Origin of the sequence: Bradyrhizobium sp. HKCCYLRH1034, from assembly GCF_051168375.1 — a bacterium.
Classification (GTDB): domain Bacteria; phylum Pseudomonadota; class Alphaproteobacteria; order Rhizobiales; family Xanthobacteraceae; genus Bradyrhizobium.
The window spans coordinates 140,584-160,337 of record NZ_JBNPUW010000011.1; the positions used below are offsets into that span (position 1 = coordinate 140,584).

Annotated in this window: 29 protein-coding genes; 3 read left to right on the forward strand and 26 right to left on the reverse strand. The window is 65.2% G+C overall.

All coding sequences use genetic code 11. The annotated features are described in order from the left end of the window. Nucleotides 1-9: 9 nt before the first annotated feature. On the reverse strand, nucleotides 10-387 hold the full coding sequence (locus ACQR0W_RS24785) for a winged helix-turn-helix transcriptional regulator (protein ID WP_316171213.1): 378 nt from the start codon (nucleotides 385-387) through the stop codon (nucleotides 10-12). Between the two features lie 117 nt (nucleotides 388-504). Here ACQR0W_RS24785 and ACQR0W_RS24790 point away from each other — a divergent pair, with 117 nt between their 5' ends. Both ACQR0W_RS24790 and chrA read left to right on the forward strand, forming a co-directional pair. Next, nucleotides 505-1,521: a zinc-binding alcohol dehydrogenase family protein gene (locus tag ACQR0W_RS24790; protein ID WP_316171212.1), complete on the forward strand. Its 1,017-nt coding sequence runs from the start codon at nucleotides 505-507 to the stop codon at nucleotides 1,519-1,521. Nucleotides 1,522-1,738: 217 nt separating this feature from the next. Next, complete coding sequence (gene chrA, locus ACQR0W_RS24795) at nucleotides 1,739-2,968, forward strand: chromate efflux transporter (RefSeq protein ID WP_316171211.1); 1,230 nt, start codon at nucleotides 1,739-1,741, stop codon at nucleotides 2,966-2,968. 77 nt (nucleotides 2,969-3,045) lie between these two features. Here the strand turns inward: chrA and ACQR0W_RS24800 are convergent, their stop codons facing one another. Then, nucleotides 3,046-3,342, reverse strand: coding sequence for a hypothetical protein (locus ACQR0W_RS24800; RefSeq protein ID WP_315749624.1), 297 nt, complete (start codon nucleotides 3,340-3,342; stop codon nucleotides 3,046-3,048). A gap of 330 nt (nucleotides 3,343-3,672) precedes the next feature. Here ACQR0W_RS24800 and ACQR0W_RS24805 point away from each other — a divergent pair, with 330 nt between their 5' ends. Continuing rightward, complete coding sequence (locus tag ACQR0W_RS24805) at nucleotides 3,673-5,136, forward strand: hypothetical protein (protein WP_316171210.1); 1,464 nt, start codon at nucleotides 3,673-3,675, stop codon at nucleotides 5,134-5,136. 143 nt (nucleotides 5,137-5,279) lie between these two features. Here ACQR0W_RS24805 and ACQR0W_RS24810 read toward each other — a convergent pair whose 3' ends face one another. From ACQR0W_RS24810 to rpsC, 24 genes are all read right to left on the reverse strand, one after another. After that, entirely contained in the window at nucleotides 5,280-6,617 is a 1,338-nt protein-coding gene (locus tag ACQR0W_RS24810) for a chloride channel protein (protein ID WP_315714550.1), read from the reverse strand. 21 nt (nucleotides 6,618-6,638) lie between these two features. Continuing rightward, the gene (locus ACQR0W_RS24815) at nucleotides 6,639-6,935 is read right to left on the reverse strand and encodes a DUF1330 domain-containing protein (RefSeq protein WP_315714551.1); all 297 of its coding nucleotides are present in this window, start codon (nucleotides 6,933-6,935) and stop codon (nucleotides 6,639-6,641) included. An 8-nt stretch (nucleotides 6,936-6,943) separates the two neighbouring features. Continuing rightward, complete coding sequence (locus tag ACQR0W_RS24820; protein ID WP_316171209.1) at nucleotides 6,944-7,738, reverse strand: SDR family NAD(P)-dependent oxidoreductase; 795 nt, start codon at nucleotides 7,736-7,738, stop codon at nucleotides 6,944-6,946. A 116-nt stretch (nucleotides 7,739-7,854) separates the two neighbouring features. Continuing rightward, entirely contained in the window at nucleotides 7,855-8,301 is a 447-nt protein-coding gene (locus ACQR0W_RS24825) for a hypothetical protein (RefSeq protein WP_315714553.1), read from the reverse strand. 143 nt (nucleotides 8,302-8,444) lie between these two features. After that, the gene (rplQ, locus tag ACQR0W_RS24830) at nucleotides 8,445-8,858 is read right to left on the reverse strand and encodes a 50S ribosomal protein L17 (protein WP_006611863.1); all 414 of its coding nucleotides are present in this window, start codon (nucleotides 8,856-8,858) and stop codon (nucleotides 8,445-8,447) included. Nucleotides 8,859-9,031: 173 nt separating this feature from the next. Then, nucleotides 9,032-10,063 (reverse strand): DNA-directed RNA polymerase subunit alpha, encoded by a 1,032-nt coding sequence (locus ACQR0W_RS24835; RefSeq protein ID WP_315714554.1) that lies wholly within the window; start codon nucleotides 10,061-10,063, stop codon nucleotides 9,032-9,034. Between the two features lie 112 nt (nucleotides 10,064-10,175). Then, nucleotides 10,176-10,565, reverse strand: a complete 390-nt coding sequence (gene rpsK, locus ACQR0W_RS24840) for a 30S ribosomal protein S11 (protein ID WP_006611861.1) — start codon at nucleotides 10,563-10,565, stop codon at nucleotides 10,176-10,178. A 129-nt stretch (nucleotides 10,566-10,694) separates the two neighbouring features. Beyond that, entirely contained in the window at nucleotides 10,695-11,063 is a 369-nt protein-coding gene (rpsM, locus tag ACQR0W_RS24845; protein WP_315714555.1) for a 30S ribosomal protein S13, read from the reverse strand. A 195-nt stretch (nucleotides 11,064-11,258) separates the two neighbouring features. Beyond that, entirely contained in the window at nucleotides 11,259-12,137 is an 879-nt protein-coding gene (locus ACQR0W_RS24850; protein ID WP_316171208.1) for an adenylate kinase, read from the reverse strand. 84 nt (nucleotides 12,138-12,221) lie between these two features. After that, nucleotides 12,222-13,556: a preprotein translocase subunit SecY gene (gene secY, locus ACQR0W_RS24855; protein WP_315714557.1), complete on the reverse strand. Its 1,335-nt coding sequence runs from the start codon at nucleotides 13,554-13,556 to the stop codon at nucleotides 12,222-12,224. A 156-nt stretch (nucleotides 13,557-13,712) separates the two neighbouring features. Continuing rightward, nucleotides 13,713-14,198, reverse strand: coding sequence for a 50S ribosomal protein L15 (gene rplO / locus ACQR0W_RS24860; protein WP_009031841.1), 486 nt, complete (start codon nucleotides 14,196-14,198; stop codon nucleotides 13,713-13,715). A gap of 11 nt (nucleotides 14,199-14,209) precedes the next feature. Next, nucleotides 14,210-14,401, reverse strand: coding sequence for a 50S ribosomal protein L30 (gene rpmD, locus ACQR0W_RS24865; RefSeq protein ID WP_006611856.1), 192 nt, complete (start codon nucleotides 14,399-14,401; stop codon nucleotides 14,210-14,212). A gap of 60 nt (nucleotides 14,402-14,461) precedes the next feature. Then, a complete protein-coding gene (rpsE, locus tag ACQR0W_RS24870) occupies nucleotides 14,462-15,034 on the reverse strand; it encodes a 30S ribosomal protein S5 (RefSeq protein WP_006611855.1) in 573 nt (190 codons plus the stop codon). A gap of 48 nt (nucleotides 15,035-15,082) precedes the next feature. After that, complete coding sequence (gene rplR, locus ACQR0W_RS24875) at nucleotides 15,083-15,445, reverse strand: 50S ribosomal protein L18 (RefSeq protein WP_006611854.1); 363 nt, start codon at nucleotides 15,443-15,445, stop codon at nucleotides 15,083-15,085. An 11-nt stretch (nucleotides 15,446-15,456) separates the two neighbouring features. Then, nucleotides 15,457-15,990 carry a 50S ribosomal protein L6 gene (rplF, locus tag ACQR0W_RS24880; RefSeq protein ID WP_315714558.1) on the reverse strand — a complete coding sequence of 178 codons (534 nt, stop codon included), beginning with the start codon at nucleotides 15,988-15,990 and terminating at the stop codon, nucleotides 15,457-15,459. Between the two features lie 13 nt (nucleotides 15,991-16,003). After that, the gene (rpsH, locus tag ACQR0W_RS24885; protein WP_315714559.1) at nucleotides 16,004-16,402 is read right to left on the reverse strand and encodes a 30S ribosomal protein S8; all 399 of its coding nucleotides are present in this window, start codon (nucleotides 16,400-16,402) and stop codon (nucleotides 16,004-16,006) included. A 13-nt stretch (nucleotides 16,403-16,415) separates the two neighbouring features. Next, nucleotides 16,416-16,721, reverse strand: a complete 306-nt coding sequence (gene rpsN / locus ACQR0W_RS24890) for a 30S ribosomal protein S14 (RefSeq protein WP_315714560.1) — start codon at nucleotides 16,719-16,721, stop codon at nucleotides 16,416-16,418. Nucleotides 16,722-16,767: 46 nt separating this feature from the next. Then, the gene (gene rplE, locus ACQR0W_RS24895; RefSeq protein WP_172108070.1) at nucleotides 16,768-17,325 is read right to left on the reverse strand and encodes a 50S ribosomal protein L5; all 558 of its coding nucleotides are present in this window, start codon (nucleotides 17,323-17,325) and stop codon (nucleotides 16,768-16,770) included. Continuing rightward, a complete protein-coding gene (rplX, locus tag ACQR0W_RS24900) occupies nucleotides 17,318-17,632 on the reverse strand; it encodes a 50S ribosomal protein L24 (protein ID WP_315714561.1) in 315 nt (104 codons plus the stop codon). Before rplX ends, rplE begins: the two co-directional genes overlap by 8 nt. Continuing rightward, on the reverse strand, nucleotides 17,632-18,000 hold the full coding sequence (gene rplN / locus ACQR0W_RS24905) for a 50S ribosomal protein L14 (protein WP_006611848.1): 369 nt from the start codon (nucleotides 17,998-18,000) through the stop codon (nucleotides 17,632-17,634). Before rplN ends, rplX begins: the two co-directional genes overlap by 1 nt. Nucleotides 18,001-18,101: 101 nt before the next feature. Further along, nucleotides 18,102-18,350, reverse strand: a complete 249-nt coding sequence (gene rpsQ, locus ACQR0W_RS24910) for a 30S ribosomal protein S17 (protein WP_212358258.1) — start codon at nucleotides 18,348-18,350, stop codon at nucleotides 18,102-18,104. A 10-nt stretch (nucleotides 18,351-18,360) separates the two neighbouring features. Then, entirely contained in the window at nucleotides 18,361-18,567 is a 207-nt protein-coding gene (rpmC, locus tag ACQR0W_RS24915; RefSeq protein WP_006611846.1) for a 50S ribosomal protein L29, read from the reverse strand. Nucleotides 18,568-18,572: 5 nt separating this feature from the next. Then, nucleotides 18,573-18,986: a 50S ribosomal protein L16 gene (rplP, locus tag ACQR0W_RS24920; RefSeq protein WP_008963467.1), complete on the reverse strand. Its 414-nt coding sequence runs from the start codon at nucleotides 18,984-18,986 to the stop codon at nucleotides 18,573-18,575. Between the two features lie 40 nt (nucleotides 18,987-19,026). Continuing rightward, nucleotides 19,027-19,737, reverse strand: a complete 711-nt coding sequence (gene rpsC, locus ACQR0W_RS24925; protein ID WP_012045041.1) for a 30S ribosomal protein S3 — start codon at nucleotides 19,735-19,737, stop codon at nucleotides 19,027-19,029. Nucleotides 19,738-19,754: the final 17 nt, after the last annotated feature.

Below are 19,754 nucleotides of genomic sequence, written 5' to 3' on the forward strand. Positions count from 1 at the left end.
CGGCCAAGCTCAGGCGGCCTGATGCGGCGTTTTGATGGTCTCTGCAACGGGCGCGCAGGACAGCCGTTCCTGGTGCCGCTCGCCCCAGCTTCTGAGAACCTCGATCACCGGCCGCAGGCTCTCGCCGACCTCGGACAGGCTGTATTCGACGCGCGGCGGCACCTCGGCATAGACCTTGCGGACGACCAGCCCGTCCTCCTCCAGCGCACGCAGCTGCTTTGTCAACATGCGCTGGGTGATGCCGGGCATCAGCCGGCGCAGCTCGCCGAAGCGCTGGCTGCCACCCTGCAGGTGGTAGAGGATCACGCCCTTCCACTTGCCGTCGATCAGATCGAGCGTGGCTTCGACCGCGCAGCCGGGACGGCGGGTGAAATTCTTCCGTTTCATGGCGTGTTGGCCCAATAGTATCCAAACGGGGACTAGTTCCCCATTTTTACAGTACTTGCTGAACTGGCGCCAGCAGGACAAACAGATCCTATCGCCAAGCCAACCAGGAGGCTGTTCATGAAGGCCGTCGGATACCAGCAGTCGCTGCCCATCACCGAGGACCGCGCGCTGTTCGATCTCGAGACCGCCAAACCCGAGCCGAAGGGACGCGACATCCGCGTCGCCGTGAAAGCGGTGTCGGTCAATCCGGTCGACACCAAGGTGCGCAAGCGCGCCGCACCGCCCGCCGGCGAAACCAAGATCCTGGGCTATGACGCCGCTGGCGTGGTCGAGGCTATCGGCCCGGACGTGAGCCTGTTCAAGCCCGGTGACGAGGTGTTCTACGCTGGCTCGATCCTGCGCCAGGGCACCAATGCCGAATTCCATCTGGTCGACGAGCGCATCGTCGGCCGCAAACCGAAGAGCCTGTCGTTCGCCGAAGCCGCCGCCCTGCCCCTGACCTCGATCACGGCCTGGGAGCTCTTGTTCGACAGGCTCGGCGCAATCCCCGGCAGGAGCCTCGACGACCGCACTTTGCTGATCACCGGCGCGGCCGGCGGCGTCGGCTCGATCCTGATTCAGCTCGCGCGCCGGCTCACCGGGCTGACCGTGCTCGCCACCGCGACGCGACCGGAGTCGCGCGACTGGTGCCTGAAGCTCGGCGCCCATGCCGTGATCGATCATGGCAAGCCGATGAAAGAGCAGATCGACGCGCTGAAGCTGCCGCCGGTCAGCCTCATCGCCAGCCTCACCCACACCGAGCAGCACTACAAGGCGATCGCCGACTTCATGACGCCGCAGGGCAAGTTCGGCCTGATCGACGATCCCGCCGAGTTCTCGCTCGCCGCCTTCAAGGGCAAGGCGATCTCGATCCACTGGGAGTCGATGTTCACGCGCTCATCTTTCACGACAGCCGACATGATCGCGCAGCACCATCTGCTCAACGACGTGTCCGACCTGATCGACAAGGGCGTGATCCGCACCACCCTTGGCGACAATTACGGCACCATCAACGCGGCCAACCTCAAGCGCGCGCACGCGTTGATCGAGAGCAACACCTCCCGCGGCAAGATCGTGCTGGAGGGATGGAGCTAACTAACAGGCCAACAGTGGGCAAAGGCGCACGCGCGGTCTCCCCGCGCGCGAGATCGCGGTGGCGCCGTGCCCACCATCCTGCCGATCGAAAGCATAAGATGGCCGGCAGCCGACGCGCGGTCCGATCAGCGGCCAGGAGCGATTGAGACTGGCCGACGGTCCCGTTTCCCCTTAACGAAAGCCGATAAGAACCTCCTCGCGACTGGAACGAACGTCGGTGAGCAGCCTGAAGTCCGCGACCAACCCGCCCGCCGATCACGGCCGCCGCTCCGGATCTCCACTCGAGGTTCTGCGGATCTTCCTCACGCTCGGCCTGACCTGCTTCGGCGGTCCGGTCGCTCATATCGGCTATTTCCGCGACGAGTTCGTCGTCAGACGGAAATGGATCGACGAGCATGCCTATGCCGATCTGGTCGGGCTGTGCCAGTTCCTGCCCGGCCCCGCCAGCAGCCAGGTCGGCTTCTCCATCGGGCTGATGCGGGCCGGCTATCTCGGCGCGCTCGCCGCCTGGACCGGCTTCACCCTGCAGTCGGCCGCCGTGCTCGTCCTGTTCGCCTACGGTGCGGGCCGATTGAGCGGACCGATCGGCAGCGGCCTGCTGCACGGGCTGAAGCTGACCGCGGTCGCCATCGTCGCGCAGGCGGTCTGGGGCATGGCGCGCTCGCTGTGTCCGGATCGTGCGCGCGCCTCGATCGCGGTCGCCGCAACGCTCATGATCCTGTCGAGTACGGCCTCGGTCGCGCAGATCGGAGCGATCGTCCTCGGCGGGCTCGCCGGCCTCTGGCTCTGCCGCGGCGAGGCGGCGCCGTCGGGACACGTCGCGATCCCCGTCTCGCGGAGCGTGGGGCTGATCGCGCTCGCGCTGTTCGTTGTCCTGTTGGCGGGACTTCCGCTGCTGCGCGGCGTGACGGGATCGACCGGCGTCGCCTTGTTCGATGCCTTCTATCGCTCCGGCGCGCTCGTGTTCGGCGGTGGACATGTCGTGCTGCCGCTGCTGCGCGAGGCCTTCGTCGGACCTGGCTGGCTGAGCGACGACGCCTTTCTCGCCGGCTACGGTGCGGCGCAGGCCGTCCCGGGCCCGCTCTTCACCTTCGCCGCCTATCTCGGCACCGTCGTCGCTCCGGAGCCGCATGGGATCGTCGGGGCCGCGCTCGGTCTCCTCGGCATCTTCCTGCCGGGCATGCTGGTCCTGCTCGCCGCGCTACCGTTCTGGGACTCGTTCCGCAAACGCGCCGGCGCCCAGGCGATGATGCGGGGTGTCAACGCTGCGGTCGTCGGTGTGCTGGGAGCGGCCCTGTACGACCCGGTCTGGACGACCACCGTCCACAACGCCGCGGATTTTGGCATCGCGCTGGTCGGTTTTGTCCTCTTGGTCGCCTGGCGGGCGCCGCCGCTCGTCGTGGTCACGTTCAGCGCCCTAGCCGGCGTCGCAGCCGCGCTGGTGTGAGCGGCGCGGCCGCCGCATCACATGGTGGCAAAGCGCCGCCGAAGCGGCGCTTTGCCACAGCGAGCTGCCGTGCGCGGCTAATTGTGCTTCTTCCAGAAGATGCGCGCGCCCTGCACGGATTGCGCGACGTTGATGCGGGCACGCTCGAACGGCGTCACCACGCCGTCCGCCTTGGCCTTGTTTTCCAGCTTCTGGACGTGGATCTGACCGCGGACGAGCTGCTGCGCCTCCGGATAGGTCAGCCGTCCGCTCGCGATGCCATTGTAGATGCGATGTGACTGGTTGTGCTGCCGTGCATCGATCAGCGGTGTGCCCGCAAGGCTTGCGCCCGACGTCAACGCGAGCAGCAACGCAGCGGCCATGATGGACTTCATTTCACTCTCCTGTGGTTGCTGTCCACCGGCGTGAAGACCTCATTGTCCGCACTTCTCCAGCGAACGGCCGCCAGGATGCACGCGATCCGTGGTGTCAACCGTGCCTGCGCTCACACTGCAGCCCGTGTCGGCCGGTGAAGACGAATGCTGCCGCGAGGGGCGTCCGAAAAAAATTGCGGACTGCGTGAGCTGCCGGTCTTGCAAATCTCACCTTTGGGTGCATGTTTGCCGCGCACTACTTTTGAATGAATCATTTTTAACAATCATTTGCGACGCATGGCGGCGAGATTCATCGGCCCATCCCAGCGCGCACATCAATGGAGACCGGCCATGAAGACGATTCAGTGGCTCATGCTCACTTTCGCGACGACCGTCACCGCGAGCGGCCTTGCCGGCGCTCTCAACCCCGCCAGCGCTGCTCCGCCGCCGCCGGCGAAGAACTGCCCGGCCTTCGGCTGGTCGGAGGGACTGGGCAATTATCTCAAGCCGGACGCCGCCTTCCCCACCTCCGACACCAAGACCATCCCGACGCCGGACTGCAATTTCCATCAATGGTCGTGGGAGGCGTTCGTCTGGGCGACAGCGCTGGTGAAGGACTCGGGCTCCGGCGCCGCCGTGCCGCGGTTCATGACCTTGGCGACGCCCGACGAGCTGCTCGGCAACGCCGAGAATGCCGGCGCACCACGGCAGCGCCCGCTGACGCTGGCGGCCCGCGCCCAGGTCTTCCACGGCACGGCCGGCTTCACCGAAGGTGCCGGCGCCATCGTCGAAGCCGACGGCAACATGCTGGTCGCGCAGAACGGCTATCCCGTCTACGCCTCGGTCCACATGAACCAGGGCTATTTCAACACGGCGCGCAAGAACCTGATCGCGACCGGCGGCTACCAGAGCCAGCCGGCAGATTCCTCCTTCGCCGTGGGCGATGCGGTGTTCAAGGCGACGTGGCTGCGGCTCGACCCCGGGCAGGCACCGCCTGCGGGCGCCTATACGACCCAGGCACAGGTGCCGGTGCTGGAGAACAACGTCACCCCCGGCCTGATCACGATCCGCCCGACGCCCGGCAAGTTCGTCACGGTGACCGTGGCGCTGATCGGCTTGCACGTGGTCGGCTACACCGAGAACCACCCCGAATTCCTGTGGGGCACGTTCGAGCTGAAGAACAACTCGCCGCAGACGCCGGACAACACCTTTGCGCCATCGGCAAGCCGCTCGGATCCGAAGAGCTACACGCTCTACAAGGGCGGTACGCCGTTCTCGCAGGTCAACATCGCGGCGCTGCCCGGCGCCAACCGGCCGCAGTTGCGGCTCGATCCGGCGACCCAGAAGCTGACGCCGGTGACCAACGTCGTGCTCGAGAACCAGACCGGCGGCGAGAACCAGCCCAACGGCGTCGGCAACATCTTCGCGATCACGGCGCAAGCCCAGGGCTTTCTCTCCGGCCTGAAGGGCCCGCAATCGACGTTCGCGAGCTACAGCCTCGACGGCACCGTCTGGATGCTCCCCAACTCGTACAACCTGAACAGCAACCAGACCAGCGCGGTCGGCTCGGTCAATCTCGCCAACGCCACCGCCGAGACCTTCGTGCAGAACGCCGACAACACGCCGATCAAGAACGTGCTGAACTGCTTCCTGTGCCACAACCCGACGTCCTATTCGTTCCAGACACCGCCGCCGGCCAAGCTGCCGAACCGGCTGATCGCGCTGAGCCACGTGCTGTCGATCGGCTCGCCCTACGAGGTGCCGAACTCGATCTCCGGCCGGCTCCTGATGCGGCCGGATCCGTTCAGGAAGTAGGCCGACGAACCTTGCGCGGCGGCGCCGGCAACGGGGCCGCCGGCAGCCCTTTCGAGCCGATGGCAGATCTCAGGATCTGCCATCAAGCGATTGAACCCACAGCCGTTATCGGCGCGCTCCGAACATGGTGGATGAGCGCTTGGTCAGGACGGCGCTGTGGCCTGCTTCGACTCCTGCGCGGCCTCAGCCTTGGTCTCAGCTCGGGCGACGAAGCCCTTGGCGAGAGCGTGATAGAGCCCCTCCTCGCAGATCAGACGCGAGGTGCCGTAGGCGATCAGCGAGGCCATCATCAGCGGCACCACCATGGCGTGGTTGTCGGTCATCTCGGTGACGATGACGAAGGCGGTGATCGGCGCCTGCACGACGCCGGCGAAATAGGCGACCATGCCGAGCAGCATGATCGGCGCCAGTAGCGACTGCTGGAACAGGCTGGCGACGTTGGCGCCGATACCCGCCCCGACTGCGAGCGACGGCGCGAAGATGCCGCCAGGAATGCCGCTGATCGCGGCAAAGGTGGTGGCGAGGAATTTCAGCACGCCGAAATCGCCCGGCAGCGGCGTGCCGGTCTCCAGCGCCCCTTTCACCTGGGCATAGCCGGTGCCGTAGATGGTATCGCCTGACGCCAGCCCGCACAGCGCGACGGCAAAGCCGCAGGCGAGCGCGAACGGCAGCGGGTGGCGCTTGATGAGCCGGCCGGATGCCCCGGGCAGCCCGCGCGCCATCGTGATCAGGATGCGGCTGAACAGGCCGCCGGCGGCGCCGCCCAAGACCCCGCAGACGGGCACCGCCAGCCAGTCGATGCCCTTGCCGAGCGCGATCGGCGTCGTGCCGAAATAGGCGTAGTTGCCCATCAGGGCCAGCGAGGTCAGGCCAGCGGCGATCACGGTGGCGATGACGAGGCTCGAGGTCCGTGTCTCGAAGGCACGGCTCATCTCCTCGATGCCGAACACGATGCCGGCCAGCGGCGTGTTGAAGGCGGCCGCGACCCCGGCGGCGGCGCCGGCCAGGATCAAGCCCGGCTGCCGCCGCGGCGACAGCCGGCCGAGCGCGAACATGATGGAGGCGCCGACCTGCACGGTCGGCCCCTCGCGGCCGACCGAGCCGCCGCACAGCAGCCCGAGCAGGGTCAGCAGCACCTTGCCGATGGCGATGCGGATCGACACCAGCGGGCTGCGCGCGCTCGTGTCCGTCAGGTGGCGCGCGGCGATGGCCTGCGGGATGCCGCTGCCTTGCGCGTTCGGGAAGAAGCGCTGGGTCAGATAGACCGACAGCGCGAAGCCGGCGGGCGTCACGATCAGTGAGGCGTAGCGTGATTTCGACAGCAGCCAGTTGAAGGCGAGCTGGGCCAGGTCGGCGAGCTCCGCCAGCGCCACCGCCGCCGCGCCCACCACCAGGCCGCCGGCCACGAACAGCACCCGCCGCTGCCACCGCGCCGAGGTCAGCTTGAGCCAACGCCTGCGGCGGGGGGTGATGGTCAGCATGGGCGCAACAGAGTCCGTTCTCTACGCAGGTGCAGCACCCTCGACGAAAATCAGCCGGCGGTCCAGCGCCTTCCAGCGCTCGCCCAGGGCGTCGGCGTATTCGGCCGACGCATACCATTCTCGCAGCCGGGCCATCGACGGGAACTCGACGATAATGAGGGTCTTGGCCGGCGGGCCGCCTTCGACCGTCTCGGAGGTCCCGCCGCGGACCAGATAGCGCCCGCCATATTGCGCGATCGAGTGCGCCGCGCGGGTGCGATAGCGTTCCATCGCCTCGATGTCGCGCACCTCGACCTCGGAGATGACGTAAGCCGCCATGGCCGGCCTCAGGCGATGGTGTCGAGGATGCCGCCCTCGGCGCGCAGCGCGGCGCCATTCGTGGCGGATGCCTGCTTGGAGGCGGCGTAGACGACCATGTTGGCGATCTCGTCGACGCTGGCGAAGCGCTGCAGCAGCGAGGCCGGCCTGTGCTGCTTGACGAAGGACGAGGCCGCCTCCTCCTCCGACTGCCCGTTCTGGCGGGCGAGATCCTTGACGAAGGTCTCGACGCCTTCCGACATCGTCGGTCCCGGCAGCACTGCATTGACGGTGACGCCGGTGCCGCGGGTCAGTTTGGCAAGGCCGCGGGAGACCGCGAGCTGCGCGGTCTTGGTCATGCCGTAATGGATCATCTCGGTCGGGATGTTGACCGCCGACTCCGAGGAGATGAAGATGATGCGACCCCAGTTGCGCTTCAGCATGCCCTGCATGTAGGCGCGCGCCATGCGCACGCCGGACATGACGTTGATCTCGAAGAAGCGGCTCCAGTCCTCGTCGGGAATGTCGAAGAACTCCTTCGGCTCGAAGATGCCGGCATTGTTGACGAGAATGTCGACCTCGGGCAGCGCGGTGACGATGGCGTTGCAGCCGCCGATCTGAGCGACGTCGCCGGCGACGCCGCGCAGCTTGGCCGCGGGAACCGCCTGCTTCAGCTTCGCGACGGCCGCATCGACACGGTCGGTGGTCCGGCCGTTCAGAACGACCTCGGCGCCCGAGGCGGCCAATCCCTTGGCAATCGCGAAGCCGATGCCGGCGGTGGACCCGGTGACGAGCGCAGTTTTTCCTGAAAGGTCGATGTGCATGAGCAGCTCTCCGTTGTGCTGAAGGAACGGATGTGGGGCGTCGCGCGCCGACACTCAACGCGCCGCGCGCAGAGCTGATCCTCGAAATAAGACGGCGCCCGAAGGCGCCGTGGTTGTCAGCTCGTGGTCCCTATCAGGATAGCCGCTTCGCGCTTGCCGTTCAGGACCTGCGCCAGCTCGGTCGCGAAACGTTCGACGAGTGCATATTCGGTCAGGAAGCGGATCGAAGCGCTGTTCTGCACGTCGGCATCCGCTGTGCTCTGAACGAGCGTAGCCAGATCCGCATGCACGAGCAAATGTCCACGGAAGTCGTATGGCCTGATGACGATCCGGACGAGGCATTGCGCGAGGCCGCCTTGTCCATCGAAGTAACCGCCTTCGATCATCGGCGGCTTGTCCCACGATAGCGGATAGGAGCGCAGACCCTTCACGAAGGCATTCAGGTCGCAGCCGAACCACGCCTCGCCGCGCGCGGCAAACACTCCGGCCCTGGCCGTCGCTATGATCTTGCCGGTGCGGTCCTCATCCGCCTCGTAGACGATGTGCAGTTCTGCGGCGCTCATGCGCGGCGCTCCGGTCTATGCTGTTAAAGTCACACGAGCTGTGCAGGCGACCCCACATGTCGCTTCGCTCATCCGGGCTACAGAACCTCAAAATGAAAACGGCGCCCGAAGGCGCCGTTTTGAACGTCGGGTCGGAGCTGCGCTTACGCCGCTTCCGAGGTCTCCTGCACCGGGCCGGAATCCTGGCCCTTGGCATCGACGTCGCGATCGACGAACTCGATCACGGCCATCGCGGCGTTGTCGCCGTAGCGGAAGCCGGCCTTGATGATGCGGGTGTAGCCGCCGTTGCGGTCCTTGTAGCGGGGTGCCAGGACGTCGAACAGCTTCTTGACCTGGTCGACATCGCGCATCTCGGCGATCGCCTGGCGACGCAAAGCGAGACCGCCCTTCTTGCCGAGGGTGACGAGCTTCTCGACGATCGGCCGCAGCTCCTTGGCCTTCGGCAGCGTGGTGACGATCTGCTCGTGCTTGATCAGCGCGGCGCACATGTTGGCGAACATCGCCTTGCGATGCTCGGCGGTGCGGTTGAGCTTCCGATGAACCTTGCCGTGACGCATTGTCTTAGTCCTTCATTTCTATCTGCCGCGACGGTTCGTCGGACATGTTGCTCAGGTGGGCTGCCTGCGTTCGCCCGAGTGGTGGACGTCATTCCGGGGCGATGCGCAGCATCGAACCCGGAATCTCGAGATTCCGGGTTCGCCTCTTCGAGGCGCCCCGGAATGACGAATGCTCAGTAATGATCCTCGAAGCGCTTGGCCAGCTCGTCGATGTTCTCCGGCGGCCAGCCCGGCACTTCCATGCCGAGATGCAGACCCATCTGGGCCAGCACTTCCTTGATCTCGTTCAGCGACTTGCGGCCGAAGTTCGGGGTGCGCAGCATTTCCGCTTCCGACTTCTGCACGAGGTCGCCGATGTAGACGATGTTGTCGTTCTTCAGGCAGTTCGCCGAACGTACCGACAGCTCGAGCTCGTCCACCTTCTTGAGGAAGGCTGGGTTGAAGGCGAGGTCCGGGATGATCTCCTGGGCGACTTCCTTGCGCGGCTCTTCGAAGTTGACGAAGACGTTGAGCTGGTCCTGCAGGATGCGGGCGGCATAGGCCACCGCGTCCTCCGGCGTGATCGCGCCGTTGGTCTCGATCGTCATGGTCAGCTTGTCGTAGTCGAGTATCTGGCCCTCGCGGGTGTTCTCGACCTTGTAGGAGACCTTGCGGACCGGAGAGAACAGGCTGTCGACCGGGATCAGGCCGATCGGGGCGTCCTCGGGGCGGTTGCGATCGGCGGCGACGTAGCCCTTGCCGGTGGCGACCGTGAACTCCATGCGGATCTCTGCGCCCTCGTCCAGCGTGCAGAGCTGCAGGTCAGGGTTGAGCACCACGATGTCGCCGACGGTCTGGATATCGCCGGCGGTGACGGCGCCCGGGCCCTGCTTCTTCACGACCATCCGCTTCGGGCCTTCGCCCTGCATCTTGATCGCGATGTCCTTGATGTTCAGCACGATGTCGGTGACGTCCTCGCGGACACCAGCGATCGAGGAGAACTCGTGCAGCACGCCGTCGATATGCACCGACTGCACGGCGGCGCCCTGCAGCGACGACAGCAGGATGCGGCGCAGCGCATTGCCGAGCGTCTGCCCGAAACCGCGCTCCAGCGGCTCGGCAACCACGGTGGCGAAACGGGTCGCGTCGGAGCCCGGCGTGACCTGGAGCTTGTTCGGCCGAATCAATTCTTGCCAATTCTTCTGGATCGTCACTGTTTCACCCATGGGCCAGTCATGGGATCTGACTGACTGGCGTTGGAGAACCGCGCTTCAGATCGCGGCAGTCGAAATGTCTCAAAAGCACGACGAGGCGGACATGCTGTCCGCCTCTTTCAGATTAGACGCGCCGACGCTTGCGTGGGCGGCAACCATTGTGCGGGATCGTCGTCACGTCGCGGATCGAGGTGACGGTGAAACCCGCAGCCTGCAGCGCACGGAGCGCCGATTCACGGCCGGAACCCGGGCCGGCAACCTCGACCTCGAGGGTGCGCATGCCGTGTTCCTGAGCCTTCTTGGACACGTCCTCCGCCGCGACCTGCGCGGCATACGGGGTCGACTTGCGCGATCCCTTGAACCCCATCGTGCCCGCCGACGACCAGGCAATGGTGTTGCCCTGCGCGTCGGTGATGGTGATGGTGGTGTTGTTGAACGACGAATTCACGTGGGCGACGCCGGAGGCGATGTTCTTGCGCTCACGACGGCGGACACGTGCGGCTTCCTTGGCCATATAAGTACCTTTCTCGAGATCTCAACGCCGCCGTAGTGCCAGCGGCTACACCAGAAAGGCGAATGGTGAATAGCGAGTAGCGAATAGGGATTGCCCCTACTCGCCACCCGCTATCAGCAATTCGCCAAATTACTTCTTCTTGCCGGCGATCGCCTTGGCCGGCCCCTTGCGCGTGCGCGCATTGGTGTGGGTGCGCTGGCCGCGCACCGGCAGGCCACGACGATGGCGCAGGCCGCGATAGCAGCCGAGGTCCATCAGACGCTTGATGTTGATGCCGGTCTCGCGCCGCAGGTCGCCCTCGACAACATAGTCGCGGTCGATGATTTCGCGGATCTGCAGGACTTCCTGGTCGCTCAGCTGGTTGACGCGGCGATCCTCGGCGATCTTGACCTTGTCAATGATCTCGCCCGCGATCTTCGGGCCGATGCCATGGATATACTGGAGCGCGATCAGGACGCGCTTGTTGGTCGGGATGTTGACACCGGCAATACGGGCCACGGACTTCTCTCCTGTCACCGATCCCAGGATGGACCGGCCTTCGTTCTCGCTATCTCGGGCAGGTGTCCGCAAACGCGAACAAGACGCCCACCCCTCGATTCGTGGGGCCCGGCATCTTTGGAAAACCATCCGACTTGGATGCGGGCTTATTAATGGATTCACACGGCGGTCGTCAACCGCCCCTACAAGATTCGGTCACCTCTTGGCGCGCTTTTTTGCAGCCTTTGCAGAGGTTTTCCGGGTTCCCCGGGTCGCCTTGGCAGCGGGCTTGGGGGCCTTCTTCGCAGCCTTGGAGGCTTTCTTGGGGGCCGCTTTTGCTCCCTTTTTCGCAGTCTTTGCGGCCTTTTTTGCTGTCTTTGCGGCCTTTTTCGCCGGTGCAGGCGCCCTCGGAGCCTTTTTGGCCGATTTTGCCGGCGCGGTCTTGCTCCGAGCCTTGGCACTGCGCTTGGCCGGGTTCGCCTTTTTGGCCGCCCGGCTCCCGCTGGACTTGCCAACGGCGGCCAGGATCCGTCCGATCTCCTCGGTGACCTGCTCGATCGGCATCATGCCGTCGACGGTCGCCAGCATCCGATGGTCCGAATAATAGTGGATCAGGGGCTCGGTCTGGTCGCGGTAGCTGGCTAGGCGCTTGGTCAGGACCTCCGGCGTATCATCGGCCCGCACAGCCTCGCCGCGCGCGCGGGTCTCGGCGGCCCGGCGCTCGACGCGCTCAAGCAGCACGCCTTCATTGACCCGGAGTTCGATCACCGCGTCGAGCTTCATCTGCTTCTGCTTCAGCAGCGCATCCAGCGCCTCCGCCTGCGGCACCGTGCGCGGGAAGCCATCGAGGATGAAACCATTGGCGGCGTCCGGCTGCTCGATCCGGTCGGCAATGATGCCGACCACGACCTCGTCCGGGACAAGGCCACCCGCCGCCATGATGTCCTTGGCCTTCAGCCCGATCGGCGTCTGCGCCGCCACCGCGGCACGCAGCATGTCGCCGGTCGACAGCTGAACGATGCCATATTGCTGCACCAGGCGCTGCGCCTGCGTTCCCTTGCCCGAACCGGGCGGCCCCAGAAGAATGAGTCTCATCGAATTTCGCCCCCCGGCACACGGTGAGCGACCCTCCCGCACACCTTGTTCTTGGCTTGGTGGTTCCCGGGCCGCGATCCGCCGCTATCCGCGGCGGCGCCCCCGCAGCTTCGACTTCCTGATCAGCCCCTCATACTGATGGGCGAGCAGATAACCCTGAACCTGCGCCACGGTATCCATCGTAACGCTGACCACGATCAGAAGCGAAGTGCCACCAAAGTAGAACGGGACGGAAGCGTAGGAAATCAGAATTTCCGGGATCAGACACACGATCGCCAGATAGATGGCGCCGAGCACGGTGATCCGCGACAGCACGTAATCGATATATTCCGCGGTGCGCTCGCCCGGCCTGATGCCGGGGATGAATCCGCCATGCTTCTTCAGGTTGTCGGCGGTCTCGGTCGGGTTGAACACGATCGCGGTGTAGAAGAAGGCAAAGAACAGAATCAGCGCCAGATACAGCACCAGGAACAGCGGCCGGCCATGACCGAGCTGCGTCGTGATCCACTGGAACCACTCGGGTCCCTTGCCGGCGTTGAAATTGGCGACCGTGGTCGGCAGCAGCAGCAGCGACGAGGCAAAGATCGGCGGGATCACGCCCGAGGTGTTCAGCTTCAGCGGCAGATGCGAGGACTGGCCCTCGAACATCTTATTGCCGACCTGGCGCTTCGGATACTGGATCAGGAGCCGGCGCTGGGCGCGCTCCACGAACACGATGAAGGCGATCACGGCGACGGCCATCACGATGACGATCAGGATCAGGCCGGTCGACAGCGCGCCCTGGCGGCCGAGCTCGAGCATGTTGGCAAGCGCCGAGGGCAGCTCGGCCACGATGCCGGACAGGATGATCAGCGAGATGCCGTTGCCGATGCCGCGCGAGGTGATCTGCTCACCGAGCCACATCAGGAACATGGTGCCGCCGGTCAGCGTGATCGCGGTGGAGAGGCGGAAGAACAGGCCGGGATCGGCGACGACGTTGCCCGCGCCTTCGAGGCCGACGGCGATGCCGTAGGACTGCACGGCAGCAAGAATCACCGTCAGATAGCGGGTGTATTGATTCAACATCTTGCGGCCAGCCTCACCCTCTTTCTTGAGGGCTTCGAGCTGGGGCGAGACGGTGGTGAGCAACTGAATGATGATCGATGCCGAGATGTACGGCATGATATTCAGCGCGAAGATCGCCATGCGGTGGATGCCGCCGCCGGCGAACATGTTGAACATGCCGAGAATGCCGCCGGCCTGCGTGCGGAACACCGAGTCCCAGATGTTCGGGTCGATGCCCGGCAGCGGAATGTAGGTGCCGAGGCGGTAGACCAGCAGCGCGCCGAGGGTGAACCAGATGCGCTTCTTCAGCTCATCGGCCTTCGCAAGCGCGCCGAAATTGAGGTTTGCCGCCAGTTGTTCCGCTGCTGAGGCCATATCTAGCTTTCTCCCGCCGCCCTTCTTCACCGCACTGGGCCCCGCGAGGGCTCGCAGGGCTGGGCAGACGCCGGATATTATCTGGTGCGCGGGCGCGTTCTGTCCATTGCCCTGCCCTCTCCGGCATGCGCCGGCGGCAGGGCAATGACGCAGATGTTACGCCGCCTCGCCTTCGTCCTTGGCTGGCGCCAGGAGCTTGACGGTGCCGCCGGCCTTCTCGACCGCCGCAATCGCCGACTTCGAGGCGCCATGCACCTCGATGTTGATCTTGGCCTTGAGCTCGCCGCGGCCGAGCAGGCGCACGCCGTCCTTGGCGCGGCGCAGCGCACCGGACTTCACGAGGGACTCGGCGTTGATCACGCTGCCGGCGTCCAGCTTCTTGGCATCGATCGCCTGCTGGATCCGGTCGAGATTGATCTCGACGAAATCGAGCGCGAAGATGTTGTTGAAGCCGCGCTTCGGCAGACGGCGATGCATCGGCATCTGACCGCCTTCGAAGCCCTTGATGCGCACGCCGGAGCGCGCCGTCTGGCCCTTGCCGCCACGGCCCGAGGTCTTGCCCTTGCCGGAGCCGATGCCGCGGCCGACGCGCATGCGCTTCTTGCGCGCGCCGGCGTTGTCGGCGATATCGCTGAGCTTCATCGCCCTTCTCCTTACTTCTCGTCGACGATGCGGACGAGATGATGAACCTTGGTGATCATGCCGCGGACCGCCGGCGTATCCGGCAGCTCGGTCACGCGGCCGATCTTGTTGAGCTTCAACCCGATCAGCGTCTCGCGCTGCGAGTGATGCCGGCGGATCGGGCTGCCGATCTGCTCGATCTTGATCGTCTTGGCGCTAGCCATCGTGTTCACTCCGAGTTGCGCCATCCAGTGGACGGCGCGCGTTCGTTAGTCGGCCCAACCTTAGTCGGCGGCGGCTTCGGCATCGCCACCGACGCGGCGGGCCTGCAGGGTCGACACCTTGATGTTGCGGCGCGCGGCGACCGAGCGCGGACTATCCTGGTGCTTCAGCGCGTTGAAGGTCGCGCGCACCATGTTGTACGGGTTGGACGAGCCGATCGACTTCGCCACCACGTCCTGGATGCCCAGCGTCTCGAACACGGCGCGCATCGGGCCGCCGGCGATGATGCCGGTACCGGCCGGAGCCGCACGCAGATAGACGCGACCTGCGCCGTGACGACCGAAGATGTCGTGGTGCAGGGTGCGGCCCTCGCGCAGCGCGACCCGGGTCAGGTTGCGCTTGGCGGAGTCGGTCGCCTTGCGGATCGCCTCCGGAACCTCACGTGCCTTGCCGTGGCCGAACCCGACCCGGCCCTTCTGATCGCCGATCACGACGAGCGCCGCAAAGCCAAAGCGCTTACCGCCCTTCACGACCTTCGCGACTCGGTTGATGTGGACGAGCTTGTCGACGAACTCGCTGTCGCGCTCCTCGCGCTCCTTGCGATCGCGACCGCCTCGTTCCCGTTCACCTGCCATGGTGCTATCCAATCTTCTGAGGGGCTCTGACGCCCATATCCATTGATGTTAGAAGCTCAGCCCGCTCTCGCGCGCCGCGTCGGCCAGCGCCTTGACGCGCCCGTGATAGAGATAGCCGCCGCGATCGAACACGACTTCCTTGATCCCCGCCTTCACCGCGCGCTCGGCGAGCAGCTTGCCCACCGCCTTCGCCGCGTCGATGTCGGCACCGGTGTTGCCGGCCGAGCGCATCTCCTTCTCCATCGACGACGCGGAGGCGAGCGTCTCGCCCTTCTGATCGTCGATGACCTGAGCGTAGATGTGCTTCGACGAGCGGAACACCGACAGACGCGGACGGCCGCCGGCGGAGCGGCGCAGCGACAGCCTCACGCGCTGCTTGCGCCGGGCATTCGTAACCTTGGCTCTCGACATGTCCGGCTCCGTTACTTCTTCTTGCCTTCCTTGCGGAAGATGAATTCACCCGCGTACTTCACGCCCTTGCCCTTATAGGGCTCCGGCGGCCGGTAGGCGCGGATTTCAGCGGCCACCTGGCCGACGCGCTGCGGGTCGATGCCCGTGACCGTGATCTCGGTCGGCTTCGGCACCGCGATGGTGATGCCCTCCGGGATCTGGTAGACGACATCGTGGCTGTAGCCGAGCGCGAGCTGCAGGTTCTTGCCCTGCATCGCGGCGCGGTAACCGACGCCGGTGATCTCGAGCTTCTTCTCGAAGCCCTTGGTCACGCCTTCGACCAGGTTGGCGATCTGGGCGCGCGCGGTGCCGTACAGCGACCGGGCGCGCTTGGTCTCGGAACGCGGGGCAACCTTGACCTGGCCGTTCTCGAACTTCACGTCCACGTCGTCATGAACGATGAACTGAAGCTGGCCCTTCGGCCCCTTCATCTTGACGGTCTGTCCGTCGACGGAGGCCGTCACTCCGGACGGCACCGCCACAGGCTTCTTGCCAATACGTGACATGGCTCAATCCTTCTTAGAACACCGTGAAGAGAACTTCACCGCCGACATTCGCGTCACGCGCGCTGTGGTCGGCCATGATTCCCTTCGGTGTCGACAAAACAGAAATTCCGAGCCCGTTGTTCACACGCGGCAGGTTCTTCACCGAGGTGTAGACGCGGCGGCCGGGCTTGGAGACGCGCTCGATCTCGCGGATCACGGGCTCGCCGTCAAAATATTTCAGCTCGATCTCGATCTCGCTGCGGCCCGACGGATGCTCCAGCGTGGCATAGCCACGGATGTAGCCTTCGGACTTCAGCACCTCAAGCACGCTGGCGCGCATCTTCGAGCCAGGCGTCGAGACCTTCGACTTCGAGCGCATCTGCGCGTTGCGGATGCGGGTGATCAGATCGCTGATGGGATCGTGCGTTGACATGGTGCGACCCTCCTTACCAGCTCGACTTCACGAGGCCCGGAACCAGGCCCTTGGACCCGAGCTCGCGCAGCGCGATGCGGCTCAGCTTGTTCTTGCGGTAGTTCGACCGCGGCCGGCCCGTCAGCTCGCACCGGTTGCGGATGCGAGTCGCCGACGAATTGCGCGGCATCTCGGCCAGCTTCAGGGTCGCGGCAAAGCGCTCCTCCATCGGCTTGGACTTGTCGGCGATGATCGCCTTCAACCGGGCGCGCTTCGGGGCGGCGTTCTTCGCCATCCGCTTGCGCCGGTTGTTCTTCTCGATTGAACTCTTCTTTGCCATGCTTGGCTCCTGGGTATCCGCGTTTGAGAAGCTTGAAGTCAGCTGCTCACTGCCGGAACGGGAAATTGAATGCGGTCAGAAGGGCACGGGCCTCGTCGTCGGTCGTCGCGGTGGTGCACACCGTGATGTCCATGCCCCAGCTCTCCCCGGCCTTGTCGAAGTCGATCTCGGGGAAAATGATGTGCTCCTTGATGCCGAGCGAATAGTTGCCGCGGCCGTCGAAGCTCTTCGGGTTCAGGCCGCGGAAGTCGCGGACGCGCGGCAGCGCGACGTTGATCAGGCGGTCGATGAACTCGTACATCTTCGTCTTGCGCAAGGTGACCTTGCAGCCGATCGGCTGGTTCTCGCGCAGCTTGAAGGTCGCGATGGCGACGCGCGAATAGGTCACGACCGCCTTCTGGCCGGCGATCAGCGACAGGTCGGCCGCGGCGGTTTCCGCCTTCTTGCGGTCGTTCACGGCCTCGCCGATGCCCATGTTCAGCACGACCTTGTCGAGCCGCGGCACCTGCATGACGTTGGCGTAGCCGAACTTCTCGGTCAGCTGGCTCTTGATCGTGCGGTCGTATTCCGTGCGGAGGCGCGGGGTGTAAGCAGTCTCAGCCATCGATCTCAACTCCCGAGCTCTTGGCAACGCGGACCTTCTTGCCGTCCGCCTGAATCTTGAATCCGATGCGCGTCGGCTTGCCGTCCTTGCCGACATAAGCGACGTTCGACAGCTGGATCGGCGACTCCTTGCTGATGATGCCGCCCTCCTGGTTCTGGGTCTGCTTCTGGTGACGCTTCACCAGGTTGATGCCCCGCACCAGCGCTGTCCCCTCGTCGGGACGCACCTCGAACACCTCGCCGGTGCGACCCTTGTCGCGACCGGTCAGGACGATCACCTTGTCGCCCTTGCGGATCTTGGCAGCCATCACAGCACCTCCGGCGCAAGCGAAATGATCTTCATGTGGTTCTTGGCGCGCAGCTCGCGCGGCACCGGCCCGAAGATACGGGTGCCGACCGGCTCCGACTGGTTGTTGATCAGGACGGCCGCGTTGCGGTCGAAGCGGATCACCGAGCCGTCGGCGCGGCGGATGTCCTTGCGGACGCGCACCACGACGGCCTTCATGACGTCGCCCTTCTTCACCTTGCCACGCGGAATGGCTTCCTTGATCGACACCACGATGATGTCGCCGACGGTGGCATAGCGGCGCTTCGAGCCGCCCAGCACCTTGATACACATGACACGGCGTGCGCCGGAATTATCGGCCACGTCGAGGTTGGTCTGCATCTGAATCATTGATGCACCTCGTCCTCTTCATCTGCTGCGCAGGAAAGCTGCGCCTTGTTTGATCCCGAAAGCGAAACGGGCCCTCTTCGACGAGGGCCGCGGTCCGCGCCTCAGGCGGTTTTCTTGTGCTCGCCCCGGACCACGGTCCAGCGCTTGAGCTTCGAGATCGGCTTGCTCTCCTCGATCCACACCATGTCGCCCGGCTTGAACTCGTTGTTCTCGTCGTGGGCGTGGTAGTTCTTCGAGCGGCGGATGGTCTTCTTGTAGATCGGGTGGGTGAAGCGCCGGTCGACGCGCACAACGATCGTCTTGGCCTGCTTGTCGCTGACGACGACGCCCTGAAGGGTCCGTTTCGGCATGTCGAGCCTCTTACTTCGTCTTGGCGCGCTGCTGCGCGGCGATGGTCTTGATACGGGCGATGTCGCGGCGCGCCTCACGCAGCCGCGCGGTGTTCTCCAGCTGCCCGGTGGCACGCTGGAAGCGCAGGTTGAAGCGCTCCTTCTTCAGGTTGACGATCGCATCGTCCATCTGATCGGGGCTCATCGCGCGAATGTCGGCAATCTTCATCTCGGCCATGACCATTACTCCGCAATGCGCTCGACGAAGCGCGTCTTGATCGGCAGCTTGGCGGCCGCCAGCAGCAGCGCCTCGCGCGCGATCTGGTTGCTCACGCCGTCGATCTCGAACATCACCCGGCCCGGCTTGACGCGGGCCACCCACAATTCAGGCGAGCCCTTGCCGGAGCCCATGCGGACTTCAGCCGGCTTCTTCGACACCGGGAGATCCGGGAACACGCGGATCCAGACGCGGCCGGCGCGCTTCATGTGACGGGTCAAGGCACGACGGGCGGCCTCGATCTGGCGCGCGGTGACGCGATCCGGCTCCATCGCCTTCAGCCCGAACTGGCCGAAGGCCAGCGTCGCGCCCGAGGACGCAACGCCGTGAATACGGCCCTTATGCGCCTTTCGGAACTTGGTCTTCTTTGGTTGCATCATGGCTTTGAGCCCTCAAACCTGTCTTGTCGCGGCTGATCGATCAGGCCGCGTCGCGGCGCGACCGGGGCTGCGAGCTCTCGCCGCCGCCTTCGTTCATCCGCTTGTCCTGTGCCATCGGATCGTGCTCGAGGATCTCGCCCTTGAAGATCCAGACCTTCACGCCGCAAGTGCCGAAGGTGGTGAACGCGGTGGCCACACCGTAGTCGATGTCGGCGCGCAGCGTGTGCAGCGGCACCCGGCCCTCGCGATACCACTCCATGCGGGCGATTTCCGCGCCGCCCAGACGACCCGAGCAGTTGATGCGGATGCCCTCGGCACCGAGACGCATCGCCGACTGCACGGCGCGCTTCATGGCGCGGCGGAACGCGACGCGGCGCTCGAGCTGCTGGGCGATCGACTCGGCGACCAGGGTCGCATCGAGCTCCGGCTTGCGGATCTCGACGATGTTGATGACGACGTCCGACGAGGTGATGTCGGCGACGCGCTTGCGCAGCTTGTCGATGTCCGCGCCCTTCTTGCCGATCACGACGCCCGGACGTGCCGAGTGGATCGTGACGCGGCACTTCTTGTGCGGACGCTCGATCACGATGCGGGCGACGGCCGCCTGCTTGAGCTCCTTGTGCAGGATCTCGCGGATCTTGACGTCTTCATGCAGCAGCTTGCCGTACTCGGCCTTGCCAGCGAACCAGCGCGAATCCCAGGTCCGGTTGATGCCGAGACGCAGACCGATCGGATTGATCTTTTGACCCATCGTATTCTCCCAGCGCC

Bases quoted from the DNA above. Each gene is read 5' to 3' on its own strand.
- ACQR0W_RS24825 (WP_315714553.1), bottom strand. From the start codon at position 8,301: ATGAGCGCCGCAGAACTGCACATCGTCTACGAGGCGGATGAGGACCGC.
- secY (WP_315714557.1), bottom strand. From the start codon at position 13,556: ATGGCCTCAGCAGCGGAACAACTGGCGGCAAACCTCAATTTCGGCGCG.
- rpsE (WP_006611855.1), bottom strand. From the start codon at position 15,034: ATGGCAGGTGAACGGGAACGAGGCGGTCGCGATCGCAAGGAGCGCGAG.
- rplP (WP_008963467.1), bottom strand. From the start codon at position 18,986: ATGATGCAACCAAAGAAGACCAAGTTCCGAAAGGCGCATAAGGGCCGT.
- rplN (WP_006611848.1), bottom strand. From the start codon at position 18,000: ATGATTCAGATGCAGACCAACCTCGACGTGGCCGATAATTCCGGCGCA.
- ACQR0W_RS24815 (WP_315714551.1), bottom strand. From the start codon at position 6,935: ATGGCGGCTTACGTCATCTCCGAGGTCGAGGTGCGCGACATCGAGGCG.
- ACQR0W_RS24805 (WP_316171210.1), top strand. From the start codon at position 3,673: ATGAAGACGATTCAGTGGCTCATGCTCACTTTCGCGACGACCGTCACC.
- ACQR0W_RS24835 (WP_315714554.1), bottom strand. From the start codon at position 10,063: ATGGGTGAAACAGTGACGATCCAGAAGAATTGGCAAGAATTGATTCGG.
- ACQR0W_RS24850 (WP_316171208.1), bottom strand. From the start codon at position 12,137: ATGAGACTCATTCTTCTGGGGCCGCCCGGTTCGGGCAAGGGAACGCAG.
- rplE (WP_172108070.1), bottom strand. From the start codon at position 17,325: ATGGCTGAGACTGCTTACACCCCGCGCCTCCGCACGGAATACGACCGC.
- ACQR0W_RS24790 (WP_316171212.1), top strand. From the start codon at position 505: ATGAAGGCCGTCGGATACCAGCAGTCGCTGCCCATCACCGAGGACCGC.
- rplQ (WP_006611863.1), bottom strand. From the start codon at position 8,858: ATGCGTCACGGCAAGGTTCATCGGAAGCTCAACCGCACCGCCGAGCAT.
- ACQR0W_RS24800 (WP_315749624.1), bottom strand. From the start codon at position 3,342: ATGAAGTCCATCATGGCCGCTGCGTTGCTGCTCGCGTTGACGTCGGGC.
- ACQR0W_RS24820 (WP_316171209.1), bottom strand. From the start codon at position 7,738: ATGCACATCGACCTTTCAGGAAAAACTGCGCTCGTCACCGGGTCCACC.
- rpsC (WP_012045041.1), bottom strand. From the start codon at position 19,737: ATGGGTCAAAAGATCAATCCGATCGGTCTGCGTCTCGGCATCAACCGG.
- rplX (WP_315714561.1), bottom strand. From the start codon at position 17,632: ATGGCTGCCAAGATCCGCAAGGGCGACAAGGTGATCGTCCTGACCGGT.
- rpmC (WP_006611846.1), bottom strand. From the start codon at position 18,567: ATGGCCGAGATGAAGATTGCCGACATTCGCGCGATGAGCCCCGATCAG.
- rpsH (WP_315714559.1), bottom strand. From the start codon at position 16,402: ATGTCAACGCACGATCCCATCAGCGATCTGATCACCCGCATCCGCAAC.
- rpsN (WP_315714560.1), bottom strand. From the start codon at position 16,721: ATGGCAAAGAAGAGTTCAATCGAGAAGAACAACCGGCGCAAGCGGATG.
- rpmD (WP_006611856.1), bottom strand. From the start codon at position 14,401: ATGGCTAGCGCCAAGACGATCAAGATCGAGCAGATCGGCAGCCCGATC.
- ACQR0W_RS24785 (WP_316171213.1), bottom strand. From the start codon at position 387: ATGAAACGGAAGAATTTCACCCGCCGTCCCGGCTGCGCGGTCGAAGCC.
- ACQR0W_RS24810 (WP_315714550.1), bottom strand. From the start codon at position 6,617: ATGCTGACCATCACCCCCCGCCGCAGGCGTTGGCTCAAGCTGACCTCG.
- rplR (WP_006611854.1), bottom strand. From the start codon at position 15,445: ATGTCGAGAGCCAAGGTTACGAATGCCCGGCGCAAGCAGCGCGTGAGG.
- rplO (WP_009031841.1), bottom strand. From the start codon at position 14,198: ATGAAGCTCAGCGATATCGCCGACAACGCCGGCGCGCGCAAGAAGCGC.
- rplF (WP_315714558.1), bottom strand. From the start codon at position 15,990: ATGTCACGTATTGGCAAGAAGCCTGTGGCGGTGCCGTCCGGAGTGACG.
- rpsQ (WP_212358258.1), bottom strand. From the start codon at position 18,350: ATGCCGAAACGGACCCTTCAGGGCGTCGTCGTCAGCGACAAGCAGGCC.
- rpsK (WP_006611861.1), bottom strand. From the start codon at position 10,565: ATGGCCAAGGAAGCCGCACGTGTCCGCCGTCGTGAGCGCAAGAACATC.